General features: G+C 58.1%; 14 protein-coding genes. 3 read left to right on the top strand and 11 right to left on the bottom strand.

Annotation, left to right across the window (positions count from 1 at the left end; all coding sequences use genetic code 11):
- Positions 1 to 6 precede the first annotated feature (6 nt).
- Positions 7 to 1,134 carry an aminotransferase class V-fold PLP-dependent enzyme gene (locus GOX73_RS02380; protein ID WP_171122865.1) on the bottom strand — a complete coding sequence of 376 codons (1,128 nt, stop codon included), beginning with the start codon at positions 1,132 to 1,134 and terminating at the stop codon, positions 7 to 9.
- Between the two features lie 317 nt (positions 1,135 to 1,451).
- Between GOX73_RS02380 and GOX73_RS02375 the strand changes: the two genes are divergently transcribed.
- On the top strand, positions 1,452 to 2,066 hold the full coding sequence (locus tag GOX73_RS02375) for a GntR family transcriptional regulator (protein ID WP_371808559.1): 615 nt from the start codon (positions 1,452 to 1,454) through the stop codon (positions 2,064 to 2,066).
- Position 2,067: 1 nt separating this feature from the next.
- On the opposite strand, the gene GOX73_RS02370 is transcribed toward GOX73_RS02375, so the two are convergent.
- Together GOX73_RS02370 and GOX73_RS02365 are read right to left on the bottom strand one after the other, a co-directional pair.
- A complete protein-coding gene (locus tag GOX73_RS02370) occupies positions 2,068 to 2,526 on the bottom strand; it encodes an Lrp/AsnC family transcriptional regulator (protein ID WP_171122861.1) in 459 nt (152 codons plus the stop codon).
- On the bottom strand, positions 2,523 to 2,978 hold the full coding sequence (locus GOX73_RS02365; RefSeq protein WP_171121093.1) for an Lrp/AsnC family transcriptional regulator: 456 nt from the start codon (positions 2,976 to 2,978) through the stop codon (positions 2,523 to 2,525). Before GOX73_RS02365 ends, GOX73_RS02370 begins: the two co-directional genes overlap by 4 nt.
- A 132-nt stretch (positions 2,979 to 3,110) precedes the next feature.
- Between GOX73_RS02365 and ilvC the strand changes: the two genes are divergently transcribed.
- Both ilvC and GOX73_RS02355 read left to right on the top strand, forming a co-directional pair.
- Positions 3,111 to 4,133, top strand: coding sequence for a ketol-acid reductoisomerase (gene ilvC / locus GOX73_RS02360; RefSeq protein WP_171121092.1), 1,023 nt, complete (start codon positions 3,111 to 3,113; stop codon positions 4,131 to 4,133).
- 66 nt (positions 4,134 to 4,199) lie between these two features.
- Entirely contained in the window at positions 4,200 to 5,102 is a 903-nt protein-coding gene (locus GOX73_RS02355) for a DMT family transporter (protein WP_171122859.1), read from the top strand.
- Here the strand turns inward: GOX73_RS02355 and glmM are convergent.
- The 8 genes from glmM to gltS all read right to left on the bottom strand — a co-directional run bounded on the left by glmM (position 5,099) and on the right by gltS (position 16,795).
- The gene (gene glmM / locus GOX73_RS02350; RefSeq protein WP_171121090.1) at positions 5,099 to 6,442 is read right to left on the bottom strand and encodes a phosphoglucosamine mutase; all 1,344 of its coding nucleotides are present in this window, start codon (positions 6,440 to 6,442) and stop codon (positions 5,099 to 5,101) included. The genes GOX73_RS02355 and glmM overlap by 4 nt on opposite strands.
- A 35-nt stretch (positions 6,443 to 6,477) precedes the next feature.
- Positions 6,478 to 7,476, bottom strand: coding sequence for a dihydropteroate synthase (folP, locus tag GOX73_RS02345; protein WP_171122857.1), 999 nt, complete (start codon positions 7,474 to 7,476; stop codon positions 6,478 to 6,480).
- Positions 7,473 to 8,393 carry a dihydroneopterin aldolase gene (locus GOX73_RS02340; protein WP_171122855.1) on the bottom strand — a complete coding sequence of 307 codons (921 nt, stop codon included), beginning with the start codon at positions 8,391 to 8,393 and terminating at the stop codon, positions 7,473 to 7,475. Before GOX73_RS02340 ends, folP begins: the two co-directional genes overlap by 4 nt.
- A gap of 102 nt (positions 8,394 to 8,495) precedes the next feature.
- Positions 8,496 to 9,866: a multicopper oxidase family protein gene (locus GOX73_RS02335; protein ID WP_171134767.1), complete on the bottom strand. Its 1,371-nt coding sequence runs from the start codon at positions 9,864 to 9,866 to the stop codon at positions 8,496 to 8,498.
- Positions 9,867 to 9,939: 73 nt separating this feature from the next.
- Positions 9,940 to 10,581: a cell wall hydrolase gene (locus GOX73_RS02330; RefSeq protein WP_171122851.1), complete on the bottom strand. Its 642-nt coding sequence runs from the start codon at positions 10,579 to 10,581 to the stop codon at positions 9,940 to 9,942.
- A gap of 186 nt (positions 10,582 to 10,767) precedes the next feature.
- Positions 10,768 to 13,329 (bottom strand): pyruvate, phosphate dikinase, encoded by a 2,562-nt coding sequence (locus GOX73_RS02325; protein ID WP_171122849.1) that lies wholly within the window; start codon positions 13,327 to 13,329, stop codon positions 10,768 to 10,770.
- A gap of 43 nt (positions 13,330 to 13,372) precedes the next feature.
- Positions 13,373 to 15,571: a glycine--tRNA ligase subunit beta gene (gene glyS / locus GOX73_RS02320; protein ID WP_171122847.1), complete on the bottom strand. Its 2,199-nt coding sequence runs from the start codon at positions 15,569 to 15,571 to the stop codon at positions 13,373 to 13,375.
- 9 nt (positions 15,572 to 15,580) lie between these two features.
- Positions 15,581 to 16,795: a sodium/glutamate symporter gene (gene gltS, locus GOX73_RS02315; protein WP_171122845.1), complete on the bottom strand. Its 1,215-nt coding sequence runs from the start codon at positions 16,793 to 16,795 to the stop codon at positions 15,581 to 15,583.
- Positions 16,796 to 16,799: the final 4 nt, after the last annotated feature.

Here is a 16,799-nt window from a genome sequence, read left to right as displayed (position 1 = left end):
CGACGCTCAAAGAACCTGATCCAAGACGCGTTTCAACCGTGCGATGGTCCTGTCTACGTCATACAACTTATCCAGTCCGAACAGACCCAGCCGGAATGTGCTGAACCCGTCCGGTTCATCGCATTGAAGGGGCACACCAGCCGCGATCTGCATGCCCAGAGCGGCGAATTTCTTACCGTTTTGCACGTCCGGGTCCGACGTATAGCTTACCACCACCCCGGGTGCGCCAAAGCCATCGGCCGCGACAGAGATCACGCCCTTTTCCTTCAACATCGCGCGGACACCGTCACCCAGCGCCCATTGCGCGCGGCGTAGCTTGTCAAATCCATAGTCGCGGGTTTCAACCATCGTGTCACGAAAGGCGCGTAAAGCATCCGTCGGCATCGTCGCGTGATACGCGTGGCCACCGTTTTCGTATGCCGCCATGATCTGACGCCATTTTTTCAAGTCTATCGCAAAGCTGTCTGAGGTGGTTTCTTCCAACCGCGCCTCTGCGCGCTCGGACAACATGACCAAACCGGCGCAGGGCGACGCGCTCCACCCTTTCTGAGGGGCCGAGATCAGAACATCGACACCTGTAGCCTTCATGTCGACCCACGTGCATCCCGACGCGATGCAATCCAGCACCATCAGCGCACCAACCTCATGAGCGGCTCTAGCCATTTTTGTCACGTAGTCGTCGGGCAGAATGACACCCGCCGACGTTTCCACGTGCGGGGCGAACACCACATCCGGGCGCTGATCTTGTATGGTCGCAACGACATCTTCGATTGGAGCTGGTTCGAAAGGCGAAGGGCTGGAGTTCCCGACCTGCCGCGCCTTGAGCACCGTTGTCGAGGCCGTCAGACCGCCGGTTTCTATGATCTGGCTCCAACGATAAGAGAACCATCCGTTGCGAACGACCAGAACATTTCGATTCCGGGCAAACTGACGCGCGACGGATTCCATGCCATAGGTGCCGCCTCCGGGGATAACCGCGACGCCGTCCGCGTTGTAGACGTCTTTCAGCATCGCCGAAATGTCCCGCATGACCTGCTGAAACTGTACCGACATGTGATTCAGAGAACGGTCCGTAAAGACGACCGAAAATTCTTCAAGCCCATTTGGGTCAACGGTATCCAATAGTGCTGGCATGACACGTCCTTTCACTTTGCATTGCCGGCCCCAAATACGGGCACTTGGTGGCAAGTGATACCTGCCGAACGCAATTGACGTCAGGGAAGCCCATAAGTTCAATAGAAAACTTGATTTTTTTGGCAAAAAACACCCCAAAATGTGACGCCAAACAGTGTCAACGCCCCTTTACACCGATGCGTGTTTCTGACCAGATACACTCACTTTATGGAAGAAAGGTAATTCGGGTCGTGACGGCGCAAAAACGGATCAGTTTTCAAGTTGTTCGGGACGAGGTTAAAAGGCGAATCGAAACTCGAATTTGGCCACAGGGATCCTTGCTGCCGACGGAAACGCAACTCGCTGAAGAGTTCAATTGCGCGCGCGCAACCGTGAACCGGGCCTTGCGTGAATTGGCCGAACAAGGCTTTGTCGAGCGAAAGCGTAAAAGCGGTACGCGCGTCAAAAAAGAGCCCAGCAAACATGCAAAGCTGGAATTTTCGCTGGCGCGTCAGTCAGTTGAAAGCCAAAACTCTACCTACCGGTATTCCCTGGTCGAACGGAACGTGGTTGCAAGTCCGGGTTGGCTTGCATCACAGCTTAGCGTTTCGCCGGACGTGCGGGTGCTGCACGTGATTTGCATGCATTACGCCGACAATCGCCCCTTCCAACTGGAAGAACGCTGGATCAACATAGATGCCGTCCCAGAAGTTGAGCACGCCGATCTGAACGCACATGGCCCGCACGAGTGGTTGTTGAATGCAGCTCCTTTCACCGAGGCCGAGGTCGCATTCTGCGCGGTGTCTGCGGATGGTCGCCTGGCTGAATTCATGGGGACCACAGCAGGGGCATCCATGATTCAACTTGAACGCACCACATGGAAGAACGGTCAGCCCATGACCTTTGCGCGGATGACCCATCATCCGGGGTACCGCATCCGCACAAAATACTGATTTAGCCGATTGGCCCGGGTAATCGCTCTTCGCTGAGAAGAACATTGGCCTCGACATCTCCGGCTCCGGGCAAGGTCATGATTCGCCGTCGCAGGACACGCTCAAAGTCAGCAAGGTCGCGTGCAACGACCCGCAACCGATAGTCATACAGCCCTAGTACGTGCTCGACGGTTTGCACTTCGGGGATTGCGCTGACGGCGCGTTCAAAGTCCTCAAGGCTCACCTGCCCTTTGCGGGCCAGTTTGACGCCAAGAAAGACCGTCACGCCAAAACCCAAAGCTTCGGCGTTCAAACGCAAGCGGCGACCCTTTATCACCCCTGCATCTTCCAGTCGCCGAATACGGCGCCAGGTAGCGGGTTGCGACAGTCCCAACTTGCGCCCCAATGCCCCTGCGCTTTGCGATGCCTCCTGCACCAAAGCGCGCAGGATATTGCGGTCGATCTCATCCAACTCGATCATACTGGAAGAGCCACTTCGCTTTTGACGCGCGCGATGTGCATCAGGGCCTCGATATCCGCGATATGCGGCAGAGTCAGAATCTGATCCCGATAGAGTTTCTGATAGTGGGACATATCCCGCGCCAATATCGACAACCGAACATCCACACGGCCCAGAAAGGTTTGAATCTCTATCACCTCGGGCACCTGACGGGCGGCCGCTGTAAACTCGTCAAACGCGCGGGGTTGCGTTTTATCCAGCGTGACCCGAAGCGATACCTCTACGGCATACCCCAGCGCGGCCCAGTCGATGATGGCCTCCTGCCCTTCGATCACGCCGGCTTCCTGCATCTTTTCAATGCGACGCCAACACAGGCTTGCGCTGATACGACTGCGCTCGGCCAGTTCCGCGGTCGACAATGTGGGATCAGATTGAAAATGGCGCAGGATTCGCCGGTCGACGTCGTCGAGCATGATTTTTTCCAATTCTGGCAATTGAGAGAATAATTTCTCACAATCCATACAGAATAACAAGGAAAACGCTATCGCTATCTCGAAAGATCGCAAGTAGAACCGTCGCCAAGTCAAACAGAAAGGACCAGCGACATGCGCGTCTATTACGATCGCGATTGCGATATCAACCTGATCAAAGACAAGAAAGTGGCCATCCTGGGCTATGGTAGCCAAGGCCATGCCCACGCACTGAACCTGCGTGACTCGGGCGCAAAGAACCTTGTCGTTGCGCTGCGCGAAGGCTCGGCCTCGGCCAAGAAAGCCGAAGCCGAAGGTCTGACCGTGATGGGCATCGCCGAAGCAGCCGCATGGTGTGACCTGATCATGTTCACCATGCCCGATGAACTGCAGGCCGAAACCTACAAGAAATATGTGCATGACAACATCAAGCCCGGCTCGGCCATTGCCTTTGCCCACGGCCTGAACGTCCACTTCGGCCTGATTGAGCCGAAAGAAGGCGTCGACGTCATCATGATGGCCCCCAAAGGCCCCGGCCACACCGTTCGTGGAGAATATGTCAAAGGCGGCGGCGTACCCTGTCTGGTTGCCGTCGATAAGGACGAAACCGGCAAGGCGCTGGAAATTGGCCTGTCGTATTGCTCGGCCATCGGTGGCGGCCGCTCGGGCATCATCGAAACCAACTTCCGTGAAGAATGCGAAACCGACCTGTTCGGTGAGCAGGCCGTTCTGTGCGGCGGTCTGGTCGAACTGATCCGCTGCGGCTTTGAAACGCTGGTCGAGGCAGGTTACGCGCCTGAAATGGCCTATTTCGAGTGTCTGCACGAAGTGAAGCTGATCGTGGACCTGATCTATGAAGGCGGCATCGCCAACATGGACTACTCGATCTCGAACACGGCTGAGTACGGCCAGTACGTCACCGGCCCGCGTATCCTGAAATACGACGAGACCAAAGCGCGCATGAAAGAGGTTCTGAACGACATTCAGCAGGGTAAATTCGTTCGTGACTTCATGTTGGAAAACGCCGTTGGCCAGCCGACCATCAAAGCGTCGCGCCGTGCCAATGACGAGCACATGATCGAGGAAACCGGTGCCAAGCTGCGCGCCATGATGCCCTGGATCTCGGCTGGTAAAATGGTCGACAAAGAAAAGAACTGATCCTTTTGGGATAGTGCGAAAGGGCGGCCCACGGGTCGCCCTTTTTGTCCGGGCCGGAGGGCGTAAATGGTCGATCAACCCACATCCCGCGACTGGAGCGGTGTATTCTCTCTGGGCCTGATCTGGGGCGGCACATTCATGGTCGTCGCCATGGCGCTTGAAGGGTACGGACCGATCACAGTCGCGACCGCGCGCACCACTTTGGGTGCGGTGACGTTGCTGGGGCTTATGGCCGTCACAAAACGTCGGATGCCCGGATTTTCTGCGGCACTGTGGTGGTCGATTGTGATCATCGGCATCCTGTCCTCGGCCCTACCCTTCCTGTTGTTGAGCTGGGGGCAGCAATTTGTACCATCGGCTTTTGCAGGTCTGTCGATGGCCGCAATTCCACTGATGGTTCTGCCGCTGGCGCATTTCTTCTCGGATGAGCCTCTGAATGCGCGCCGCCTTGTGGGTGTATGTCTTGGATTTTCCGGCGCGCTGGTGCTGATCGGACCGGGATTGGCGCAGATCGGGCAAGGCACGGAACCTCTGGCCCAACTGGCCTGCGTCAGCGCCGCGCTGTGCTACGCCTGCGCATCCATCTTCACACGACGGTGCCCACCGATTGACCCCGTGGTTCTGGCCGCCCTGACCCTGTTGGTTGGCGCGATAATCTTGCTTCCCATCATGTTGATGACCGAAGGGTTGCCGGCATGGGAAGGTACTCGACCAAGCCTAGCCATCATCGCACTTGGCCTCGTGCCAACGGCGCTTGCCACATTGCTGCGCGTTTCGATCATCCGCAGCGCAGGATCGGTTTTTCTGACGCTGGTGAATTACCAGGTCCCAATCTGGTCAATGGTTTTTGGCGCATGGATTTTGTCCGAAGCGTTGCCACTTCGGTTCTTCGTCGCCCTAGCCATGATCCTGACCGGCTTGGCGATCAGCCAATGGTTCAGCCTGCGCAAGATGCTATTTGGTTACTAACCGGTAACAGCCTCGACTTCGGCCACGATACCGTCGACGACCTGACCCAACAAGGCATCGTCCTCGCATTCTGCCATGACACGGATCAGCGGTTCGGTCCCGGACTTGCGGATAAGAAGACGCCCCTGCCCGTTCAAACGCGCCTCGGCATCCGCGATTGCGGCCTGAACGCTTGCGGATTCCAACGGCGTCTGCCCGTCTGCATAACGCACGTTCTTCAACAACTGAGGCACGGTTTCGAACTGCGCCGAAAGCTCGGACGCCTTGCGGCCAGAATGGACCATCTCGGCCAAGAAATGCAGTCCCGCCATAAGACCATCGCCGGTCGTCGCAAAATCGCTCATGACGATGTGGCCGGATTGCTCGCCACCCAGATTGAACCCGCCTTCACGCATCCGCTCAACCACATAACGGTCGCCGACCGCCGTTCGCTCCAGCCGCAGCCCCTGAGCGATGAGATACCGCTCCAACCCAAGGTTTGACATAACCGTAGCAACCAAAGCGCCGCCATTAAGCCTGTCGGCCTTGGCCCACGAGGTTGCCAGCAAGGCCATCAACTGATCGCCGTCGGCCACTTGTCCGTGTTCGTCGATCATGACGACGCGATCCGCATCACCGTCAAGGCAAATCCCAACGTCTGCACCATGCGCCACAACCGTTTCTGCGGCCAGTTGCGGCTTGGTTGAACCACAGTTCAAATTGATGTTCTTGCCGTTGGGCGCAACGCCAACGGGAACAACCTCGGCCCCCAGTTCCCAAAGAACCTCGGGCGCGGTCCGGTGCGCGGCACCGTTTGCACAGTCCACCACGACCTTCAACCCGTCCAGTCGTAAATCGCGGGACAATGACGACTTGATACGCTCACCATAGCGGAAACGCGCATCGTCAACCCTCCGCGCACGCCCGATATTCTGCGCTTGGGCTGGGCGCACACCTTCTTCGATTAGTTTCTCAATCTCGATCTCGGCCTGATCGGACAGCTTGTACCCGTCAGGACCAAAGAACTTAATTCCGTTATCTTCCGCCGGATTGTGACTGGCTGAGATCATGACCCCCAAATCAGCACGCATTGACCGGGTCATCAGACCCACCGCCGGAGTCGGCACCGGCCCAAGCAAAAGCACGTTCATACCTGTCGACGTCAAACCGGCCGTCAAAGCACTTTCCAGCATATAGCCTGACAGACGCGTATCCTTACCGATTACCACCCGGTGTGCTCCGGATTGACTACGGCGGAAATACCGCCCAACCGCCGCACCGATGCGAAGGGCCATCTCAGCCGTTATCGGATGCGTGTTCGCGGTGCCCCGTACCCCGTCGGTTCCGAACAGCTTGCGCATAGATGTCACTCCGTAAATTCTTGCCTGTAGATGGCTTACCGGACGGCAGCCCAAAGACGCAAGGCTTGAGCCGTCTCAGCTACGTCATGTACCCGCAGGATCTGCACCCCTTGTGCTAGACCTGCCAACCCGACTGCAATCGACCCCGGCGCACGGGCATCCTTGCGCGTCTCTTTGCCGATCTGGCCGATAAAGCCCTTGCGCGATACACCCAATAGAATCGGACAGCCCAACCCGTGAAACAGGCTGAGGTTCTGGAGCAGAGTCAGGTTATGGGCCTCGGATTTGCCAAAGCCAATCCCCGGATCGACCAGGACCTTGCTGCGGTCCAGCCCCAGCCGCTCCAGATAATTCACTTGGCCGTCTAGAAAATCATACACATCCAGCAGAACGTCATCATAAGTGGGATTATCCTGCATCGTGGCCGGATCACCCTGCATATGCATAATGCAGACCGGCGCACCAACCTCGGCACAAAACGGCGCCAGTTGCGGATCAAAAGTGAAGCCCGAGACATCATTGATCAGCCCCGCGCCCGCCTTCCACGCGGCCTTTGCAACCGAAGATTTGCGCGTATCTATGGAAATGAGCGCATTCGTTTCAGCCCGAATTGCCCTGATCAGCGGTTCGGTCCGCGCGATTTCTTCGGCTTCAGGCACAAAAGAGGCACCGGGCCGTGTGGATTCACCGCCGATATCCAGAATGCTTGCATCATGGTCAACCATAGCCCGCGCAGCCGCCTGTGCCGCATGGACCGAGTTGTGAAGCCCACCGTCCGAAAAACTGTCGGGCGTGGCGTTCAGGATACCCATGATCTGAGGGCGGTCCATCGCCAGACCAGCAACCGGCTGGCGTGGTCTCGTCAAGCGATCCAAGTCCTGAACCGGTACTTCGCCTACCGGAAGAACCACAGGGGCATCCACGCGGCTAAGCCGCTCTACGTGAGAAAACCAAAGCTGCTGCCCAGCCAAGGCTACTGCCCCATCGGGACGAGCCGGGCCATGCTGAACCAAAGGGCGGTAGTATTCTGTCACAGTCGCGCCTGATCCACGGGTACTGCACGCAACGGGGTTTTCGGCGCTTCGGGCAAGCCCCCACCGATCACCATCATCTCGCTGGCCTCAAAAGTCGCGGCGAACCATGCGGCCAATGCAACTGCATCAGACGGAGCAGCAGACGGTCCATCCACCGCGTCTAGAACAATCTTGGACGGTGCCCATACGCAAATCTGGCCGTTCTTCATCGCCCAATCCAGTTCCGTTCGGGTCGACACAACGACACAGCGATGATCCCGCGCAGCCAGCACCCAAGCATTTTGTTCGATGGCCAGCAGGTCAATCCGACGCTGTGTCATCGCGTGCCCTGTTTGCGGAACCGCCATATCTGCGGCCCCGACACAAAGGATCAGCGGGCGTTTACGGTTCTCCAACTGATCAATCCAACCGGTCAGATTGTCGGACGCAATGGCCTCGTTCGACAAGAATACCAGTCGCGGGTGCGGGCGCTCTTCCTCGACCAGATCATGATGGGCCATATCCCGGCCACGCACGATCTCAACGCCCAAGGCACCTGGGCCGCGATCCAATTTTTCTATTCTTACAAAAGCCCTTACAGCCTGAGGCTCAAACAAAATCCGTTCCGCAATCCGGTCGGCCAGAGTTTCCAGCAGGTTTAGACGCTCGGCGGCCAGTTCATATGCGATTGCTTCTGTCACCCGGTCATAGGACAAAATCCGGTCAACATCATCGTCGATAGGATCGGTCAGCGGGCGCACTTCAACAACTATGTTAAAGCAGATGCGCTGCGTCGTACCGCGCTCCGCCTGAAATGCGCCGATCTCAACTTCGACAATATGGTCGCGCAGAGAAATGCGATCCAACGGCCCCAGAGTGGCAGTTGCCTCGGACCGCTCAGAGGGGTGCGCAAAGGCAAGACGGATTTCGGAACTCATGCAGCGAACCTTTTCGGGCTTTTGGGACGGGCTTACCCAAATTAAACGATGCGGGCGCGTATAACACCGCAACAAACGCCTTTCTAGTCGTCGAATGCGGCGTCAGGTGACGCGGAACCAGCTCATCATACCCGAAGCAGCATGTCCCAGCATATGACAATGCAACAGCCAGTCGCCCGGATTATCCGCCACAAGTGCGATTTGACGGGTTTGCCCACGCTCAACCAAAACAGTATCGCGCCACGGGCCCAAGGTCCCGTCCTGAAGGATCAGGCGAAAATGGTGACCGTGTAAGTGCATCGCGTGTGGAAACGCAGTCTCGTTGACGAACTCGATCCTATGGGTCGTCCCCTTTTGGACATCCAAAAACGGCTCTGCCGGTCGCTCGGCATTGCCGTTCAATGCCCAAAACCGCCCGAGCTGAGCCAGTTCCTGCCCCGAAAGCTCTGTCTCTCCGATCCTTGCCGTGTCCAGCCAACGCATCGCGCCTCCCTGCATCTCCATTCGATGCAGAGGAGTATCCTCAACCAAGACCTTAGGCATTTGGTTCGGGACCAATGGCGTAATTCCGGCTCGAGCAGGTTTCGACGGGCCGGAAACGCCGAACCGAACCAGCCCATAGCTACCGTCCCTTTCAAAACTCACGAGGTTCGCAGTACCAAAAGGTTCTGCCCGGACATCCACGATCAGGTCTACCCTTTGCGCCGGTGCCAGGGGAAATCTGTCGCTGACCTCTAGCGGACCCTCTAAGGGCATACCGTCAAGTGCAACGATCCAACCGGTCAGGCCATCCAGCCTAAGATCAAATATCCTGGCATTGGACGCGTTAATCAGTCGTAAACGCAACCTCTCGCCGCTGCCCACCGAATAGGCAGGATCAAACCGCCCATTGACGGAAACAAGGTTTCCCAGCCGTCCCGCATGGCTCAGGTCATGACCATTCCCAAAATCGTCCATGATTTGCGCGGTTTCAGGGTCCAGTCGCCAATCATCCAACATCAATGTCAGATCGCGATCGACATCCGGCGCGACCGCCTCTTCAACGATCAGCGGCCCGTAAAGCCCCCGCGCAACCTGCTCCATCGAGCGATTATGCGCGTGATACCAATATGTTCCGGCATCTGGGACCTTGAAATCATAGTCAAAGGAAGATCCCGGTTGAACGACATCCTGAGTCAGCCCCGGTACACCGTCCATTGCGTTGTCGATGCGAATCCCGTGCCAATGCACGGTTGTCGGCTGCGGCAGAGTGTTCGACAATCTTCGTTGGACGCGCGCACCCTGAGATACCCGGATTTCCGAACCGGGCACCTGACCGCCATAGGTCCAGACGCGCGTCTTAGAAAACCCTTCCGGGGCAATCTGTTGCACAGCTTCCTGAGCCACTAGCGCAGGGTATGAAGCCCACCCAAAGCTGGGCAAAACGACCGCCGCAGCAGTCGTTTGCATGAATTGTCTGCGGTTCAATGTCATTACGGGCCTCCCGGCCCGCAACATAAGTCAAAAAACATCCCGCGCCAGCAAGCTTCCAGCGCGGGTGCGTCAGTTAGTTGCTCGCCGTCCGATAGTTGTGACGGTAGAAAATGTGCACGCCAATGCGCGCCGTTTCCTTGTACACACGCGACCAGGACGGGCGAACCGCAGTGGTGTGGTAATGCGTGGCACCTTCGGTCATTTCACCGACTACACCATCAATGGCCGCCCGCGCGACTTTCGACACACGCTCGTAGGCCTTCTTCTCGTGGATCACTTCCTTGCGCCCATCACAGGTATAAGTGAACTGGCATTGGTACTTTTTGCCTGTCCCCTGCTTGATCACACCGCACAGCGAATTTGGAAACCGGCTGCTTTTGACACGGTTCAGAATAACTTCGGCCACAGCAAACTGGCCGCGAACGCTTTCGCCACGGGCCTCAAAGTACAGCGCCTCGGCCAAACACTTGAAGTGTTCATCCCCCGCAGCCGCAGGCTGTTCGTCCAGCCATGACTTCGAGTAAGACATTTTTTGTGGTTCAACCGTTTTTCGCGGTTTGAACAAACTCAGATATTCACGGAAATTCTGACCGGGCAATTCGCTCCGCGTCACAAGTTCACGCTTGGCAGTATCAGTGGTTTCCCTCTCAGCGACGGAAACACTCGGCAGCACGGTTGCTGCCAATGTGGCAACAGCCAGTATGTATCGTAGCATCAGATAACCTCGCACAGGCACATTCCGCGCCAAACCCTCCCCCGGCGGGCGCGACGAGGCTCATACCGAATTGAAACGGAAACGTCCAGTTTTCGCGGAAAAGCAAGTGGAAAATCGCCGTAACGTCAAAAATGATCGACGACGGCGTGCTTTGTTTCCTACTAATCCTAGCGGAAAGGGTAAGTGTCAACCCCCAAGTCTGGACGAAATCGCTAATTGCGCGGCAGCCAGCCGAGCGACCGGCACGCGGAACGGTGAACAGGACACATAATCGAATCCGAGCTCTCGGCAGATGGCAATTGATTCGGGATTGCCCCCGTGCTCGCCGCAGACGGACAATGTCACGTCCGGCTGGGCCTGTCTGCCGCGCTCGGCCCCCAATCTTAGCAACTCGCCCACACCGTCCGGATCAAGCACGTGGAACGGGTCTTCGGCGAAAACACCCTGCCGAACGTAAGCCGACATAAAGCGCCCCGCGTCATCTCGGGAAAGCCCATAGGTCATCTGGGTCAGGTCGTTCGTCCCAAAGCTGAGAAACGAAGTCTGTGGCGCGATCTCGTCCGCCCGCAGACATGCACGCGGTGTTTCGACCATGACCCCTAGACGGTACTCGAACTCCTGCCCCTGTTCGGATGCAACCGAGGCTGCGACGGAATCGATACGGGATTTCACAAGCTCGACCTCACGCTTGGCCGAAACCAGCGGGATCATCACCTCGGGCACAACGGGTGCACCGTTCTTGCTGGCCTCAAGCGTTGCCTCGAAAATCGCTCGCGCCTGCATGTCATAGATTTCGGGAACAGTGACACCCAGCCGAACCCCGCGCAGCCCCAGCATCGGGTTATACTCGGTCATGGCGGCGACGCGGCGCTCGACATCCGACACCGGCAGGTCCAGCGCCTCGGCCAGCTCGCGTTGACCGCTGCGCGTGGTGGGCAGAAACTCGTGCAGAGGCGGATCGAACAGTCGGATACAAACGGGCTGACCTTCCATGATCCGGAAAAGCTGCACGAAATCGTCGCGCTGCATCGGCAATAGCCGTTCCAGCACCGCCTCTCGGCCCGACGAGGTTTGCGCAAAGATCATCTCGCGCATCACGATCAGGCGGCCGGGATCAAAGAACATATGCTCGGTCCGGCACAGGCCGATCCCCTGCGCCAGAAAGTTTCGCGCAGTTTGCGCGTCGGCGGGTGTATCGGCGTTGGCACGGATGGCGATGTCGCGTTCGGCATCGGCCCAGCCCATTAGCGTTTGGAAACAGTCATCCAGCGCGGCTTCCAGCATCGCGGGCTGCCCGGCAAGAACCTGACCGGAGGTCCCATCAATGGTCAGCGTATCGCCAGTCTGGAACACACGCCCGTCAGATGCCGTCAGCAGTTTCTTTTTCGTCTGAAACCGCATCTCGGACGCGCCGACGATACAGGGCAGGCCCAGACCGCGCCCGATAACGGCTGCGTGGCTGGTCATCCCGCCCTTCTCGGTCAAGACCGCGACGGCCGCATGCATCCCGCGTACGTCTTCAGGCGCGGTTTCGCGGCGGACCAGAATACACGGCTCGCCCCGGGCAGCGCTGGCCTGCGCTTCGGCGGCAGTGAATACTATTTTCCCTGTGGCTGCGCCGGGGCTGGCTGCGATGCCAGTGGCCAGCACATCCCGGCGCGCTTCGGGATGAACCTGACGGTGCAACAGTTCGTTCAGAGAATGCGGATCAACCCGCATGACGGCCTCTTGCGGTGGGATGATACCATCCTCGGCCAGCCGCACGGCAATCCGCATAGAAGCCCTTGCGCTGCGCTGAACGCGAACGCCATCCAGAATATGGACGTGGCCGTTTTCAATGACAAACTCGACCTGCATCTCTTCGCGCAATTTAATGCGCATCAGGGCAGCGTGCGCCTTAAGTTCGGCAAAAGCCTCGGGCGCGACGTCTTCCAAAGACGTCCCGCGCGGGTCCTTTTCCAAATACAGTGCGGAAACGCCTTCGCCCAATGCATCGCGGCCCTGGCTCTGACTAAGGTACCGGCCAGTCAATTGCGGCATTCCGGTCGTGGGATCAACCAGTTGCAGCACACCCGACCCACATTCACCCTGCCCGACACCGGGGATCATTTCCTGAATGACCAGACCCAGCCCGGCATCCGCAGGGGCACCCTTGGCCTGCCGCAACAGGCGCGCGGACGTCCCGTCCCAAGCCCGCGCCATCGAGCGGAGAACGGCAACCAGTTGCTCTCCTCTATCCTGGGGAAAGGCTTCGTCCGTTTCATCTTCGTAGGCGCGAAGCGATAGCTTCAGACCTTCGCGGCCGTCAGAGTCGATATCGTCAAATACGTCGGCATCCAAACGTGCGACATGGACGGCAAAGCTTTGGACAAAACGCAGGTAAAGCGCCGCCGCAGCTTCGACACCCATTGAATCGGACAGGTCCACATAGCGCGCGTCATTCATCCCGATATTCAGGATAGCGCCAGGCCCGCCCCAGTCAGGATCCTCAGAGCTTGGGCGGACACATAGCAACGCAGCCTGATCAAACTGTTCAAGAATTGCGTCAATGTCCGGAACCTGACCACTTGCGATCTTTTGCACGGCATCAAAGGACAAAGCCACCGTGCGTGGCACAGGCAAGTCCAGACGAACAAGGCGTTGCAGACATTTCGCCCGGCCACCATGAGATGTGGTCGCAACGGGCGCTGTCGGAGTAATAAGCGTGGTATGCGGGTTATTCTGCACTGCGGCACCTTTTGGTTTCACCGCAGCATAAGCCCCTGCACCAGTGGCGCAAGGGCGATCTAGCTTAACCTTCGATCTTGCTGAGGTCAGCCACGCGCGCACAAACCTGCCGGATCTGACTGAGCAGGTTCAGGCGGTTGCGGCGCAGGATATCGTTGTCGGTGTTAACCTGAACATCCTCGAAAAACGCATCCACCGGACCACGCAGGGCGGCCATGGCGGTCATGGCGGTGGGGAAATCCTCGGCCTTTTGCGCCGCCTCGATCTGCCCCTGTGCGTGATCCAGTGCCGCAAACAGCGCCTTTTCGCCGTCGGTTTCCGCGAATTTCACGTCCGCACCGTACGAGTATTCGACACCGTCCTTTTCCTCGGCCTGCGTCAGGATGTTGTTGGCGCGTTTGAACCCCTGCACAAGGTTCTCACCATCCTCGGTCGCGATCACCGCATTCAGCGCGCGGGCGCGTTTGACCAACAGGTTGAGGTCATCATTGCCGTCCATCGCGATACAGGCGTCGATGATGTCGTGTCGGATGCCCTCATCGCGCAGGAACACTTTGAGGCGGTCGTGGAAGAAAGACAACAGGTCTGCCGGGGCATTGGTAACGATTGCGGTCGCTGCTTCGACCTGATGGGCCAGCCCGTGAACCTCTTGCGCGGCGGCCTCGGCATCCTCGGCCTTGGCTTGTTTCGCCTTGGCCTCAAGCAAGGCAGCCTGCCATTCGGGCAGCTTCAGCAATTTGCCAAGCGCCCCTGCAAAAGTATCATTCAACGACAGGCGCAGATCGTTGGTCAGGATCAACCGGATCACCCCAAGCGCTGCTCGGCGCAGGGCAAACGGGTCTTTTGATCCGGTGGGCTTTTCGTCAATCGCCCAGAACCCGGTCAACGTGTCCAGCTTATCGGCCAGAGCGACCGCCACGGAAACCGGCGCGGTCGGCACATCATCGGACGGGCCAAGCGGAGAATAATGTTCCTGACTCGCCTGCCCCACCTCTGCTGGCAGATCAGCGGCATCGGAATAGTAGCGGCCCATCAGGCCTTGCAATTCGGGAAATTCGAACACCATCTCGGATGACAGATCGGCCTTGCACGCCTGCGCGGCCATCATCGCCAGCGCGGGTGTTGCACCTGTTGCTCCGGCCAGTTCATGCGCCAGCGCGGCGATGCGCTGAACCCGTTCACCCTGCGAGCCCAACTGCGCGTGGAACGTGACAGCATCCAGCTTTTCGACCCACGGTTCAAATCCGTCGGATTTGACGATGCGCAGGTCATTCTCCCAGAAGAATTTCGCGTCAGCCAAACGAGCCGACAGCACCTTTTGGTTCCCCGCCAGAATGGTCACGCCATTGTCGGCAGTTTCGCGGTTGGCTACGGTGATGAACTGTTCGATCCGGCCAGTCTTGGGGTTCTTCACGGAAAAGAATTTCTGATGCTCTCTCATCGAGGTCTGCAATACCTCGGGCGGCAGGTCGAGGAATTCGTCGTCGATCTTGCCCATTAGCACCACGGGCCATTCGACCAGCCCCGAGACCTCGGCCAGCAGGCCCTTATCCTCGACCACTTCCAAACCAGCAGCAAACGCCATGTTTTGCGCGTCGTTCCAGATATGCTCGGCCCGGTCCGCAGGGTTCAGGACGACGAACGCGCGTTTCAGCTTGGCGGCATAATCGTCAAACGACGAAACCGCGAAACGATCCGGCGCCATGAAACGATGACCGGCCGTTGTGTCACCGGATTTGATCCCCTCGACCTCTAACGGAACAACTGTTGTGCCCGCTTCATCGCTGAGAATGCAAAGGATCGAGTGCAGCGGGCGCACCCAGCGTAATGGTCCACTGCCCCAGCGCATCGACTTGGGCCACGGGAAATTGCGAATGGTGGTTTCAAGCACTTCGGCCACGATCTCGGCAGCCGGACGTCCAGTTTTTTCGATGGTGGCGAAATAGACTGCGCCTTTGGGGGTTTCGCGCTCTTCCAACTGATCGCGGGTCAAACCTGCACCACGCAAAAAGCCCTCAATCGCCTTGTCCGGGGCACCCACTTTGGGACCCTTGCGTTCTTCATGAATGGTGGGGCTTTCCGCCAGCAAGCCTTCGATTGCCAGCGTCAAACGGCGCGGCGAGGTCAGGGCGGCGGCCCCGGCATAGGTCAAACCGGCCTCGACCAGACCGTCGGTGATCCGCTTTTTCAGGTCCTCACCGGCGCGGGTCTGCATACGCGCGGGGATCTCTTCAGAGAACAGTTCGATCAGCAGGTCGGGCATTGTCAGTCCTTAGAAATTGACGATCGTCTGGATGACGATTGCATTGGCGATATCCACAAAGAAGGCGGATACAAGGGGCAGCACGATAAAGGCAATAGGCGATGGACCATATCTCTTGGTCACTGCGGTCATATTGGCAATAGCGGTAGGTGTCGCACCCAAGGCGAACCCTCCGAACCCGGCGGCCAGAACTGCGGCGCGGTAGTTGCTGCCCATCACCGGGAACAGCACCCAGATTACGAACATCACCGCAAACAACGTCTGCGCGGCCATGATCACGACAATGGCCATTCCAAGTTCAGCGATAGTCCACAGTTGCAAGCTCATCAACGACATGGCCAAAAACGCGCCCAGCGAGAATTCCGAGATCAGAGCCAGTGACGGTGTCCGCGACACGGGTGGCGCGTTGGGGGCCAGGGCCGTGCGGATATTTGCGATGACGATCCCCATGATCAGGCAGGGCACGAACAGAGGCAGCCTCAGCCCCGCCGCCTCAATGACCCCATTCAGCATATATCCAAAGATGATCGCCAAATTCAGATACAGCAGAACGCGCATGATGGTCAGGTGGTCGATCTTAGCCTCGGCCTCGGTGGCGTCCTCAGGCAGGCCGACCGTATGCTCTTCGTTTGGGCGGTCAGGCGTCAGGTTCTTGCCTTCAACCAAAAAGCGGGCAATCGGCCCGCCAACCACCGCCGCCAGTACAAGACCCAGAGTCGCCACGGCGACCCCCAATTCGGTGGCGCCGCTTAGACCGGTGACCGCGCCGACCTCAGGCGCCCAGGCGATCGCAGTTCCATGACCGCCGATCAGGGCAGCCGAGCCGAACAGAACCCCTGCCTGTGCCGGATAGCCGAACGCCACCGCGCCTGCCGCTCCAACCACATTCTGAGCGACAATCGTAACTAACGTCAAAATAAGAAGCAAAAACAGAGGTTTGCCGCCAGAAATCAAATCGGACAGACGAGCATTCAGCCCGATCCCTGCGAAGAACACGATCAACAGGAAATCGCGGGCAGAAAGGTCGAAACTCAGCTCAAGGCCGGTGATGAGATACAAAAACAGCAGAGTGAACGAGGCAAGCAAACCGCCTGTGACCGGCTCGGGTATGTTGAACTGACGCAGCAACGCGAAGCGCGCGTTGATCTCGGCCCCGATCAGGTAAACCGCGATGCCAAGCGTCGCGGTAAGAAAATTAGGAACGTGCAGCGCGGCGTCGTTCATGGGG

The sequence above is a fragment of the Ruegeria sp. HKCCD7221 genome, assembly GCF_013031225.1.
GTDB lineage: Bacteria > Pseudomonadota > Alphaproteobacteria > Rhodobacterales > Rhodobacteraceae > Ruegeria.
The sequence above is the reverse complement of the archived record's forward strand: the minus strand, read 5'-3'. Positions and strand labels throughout refer to the sequence as shown.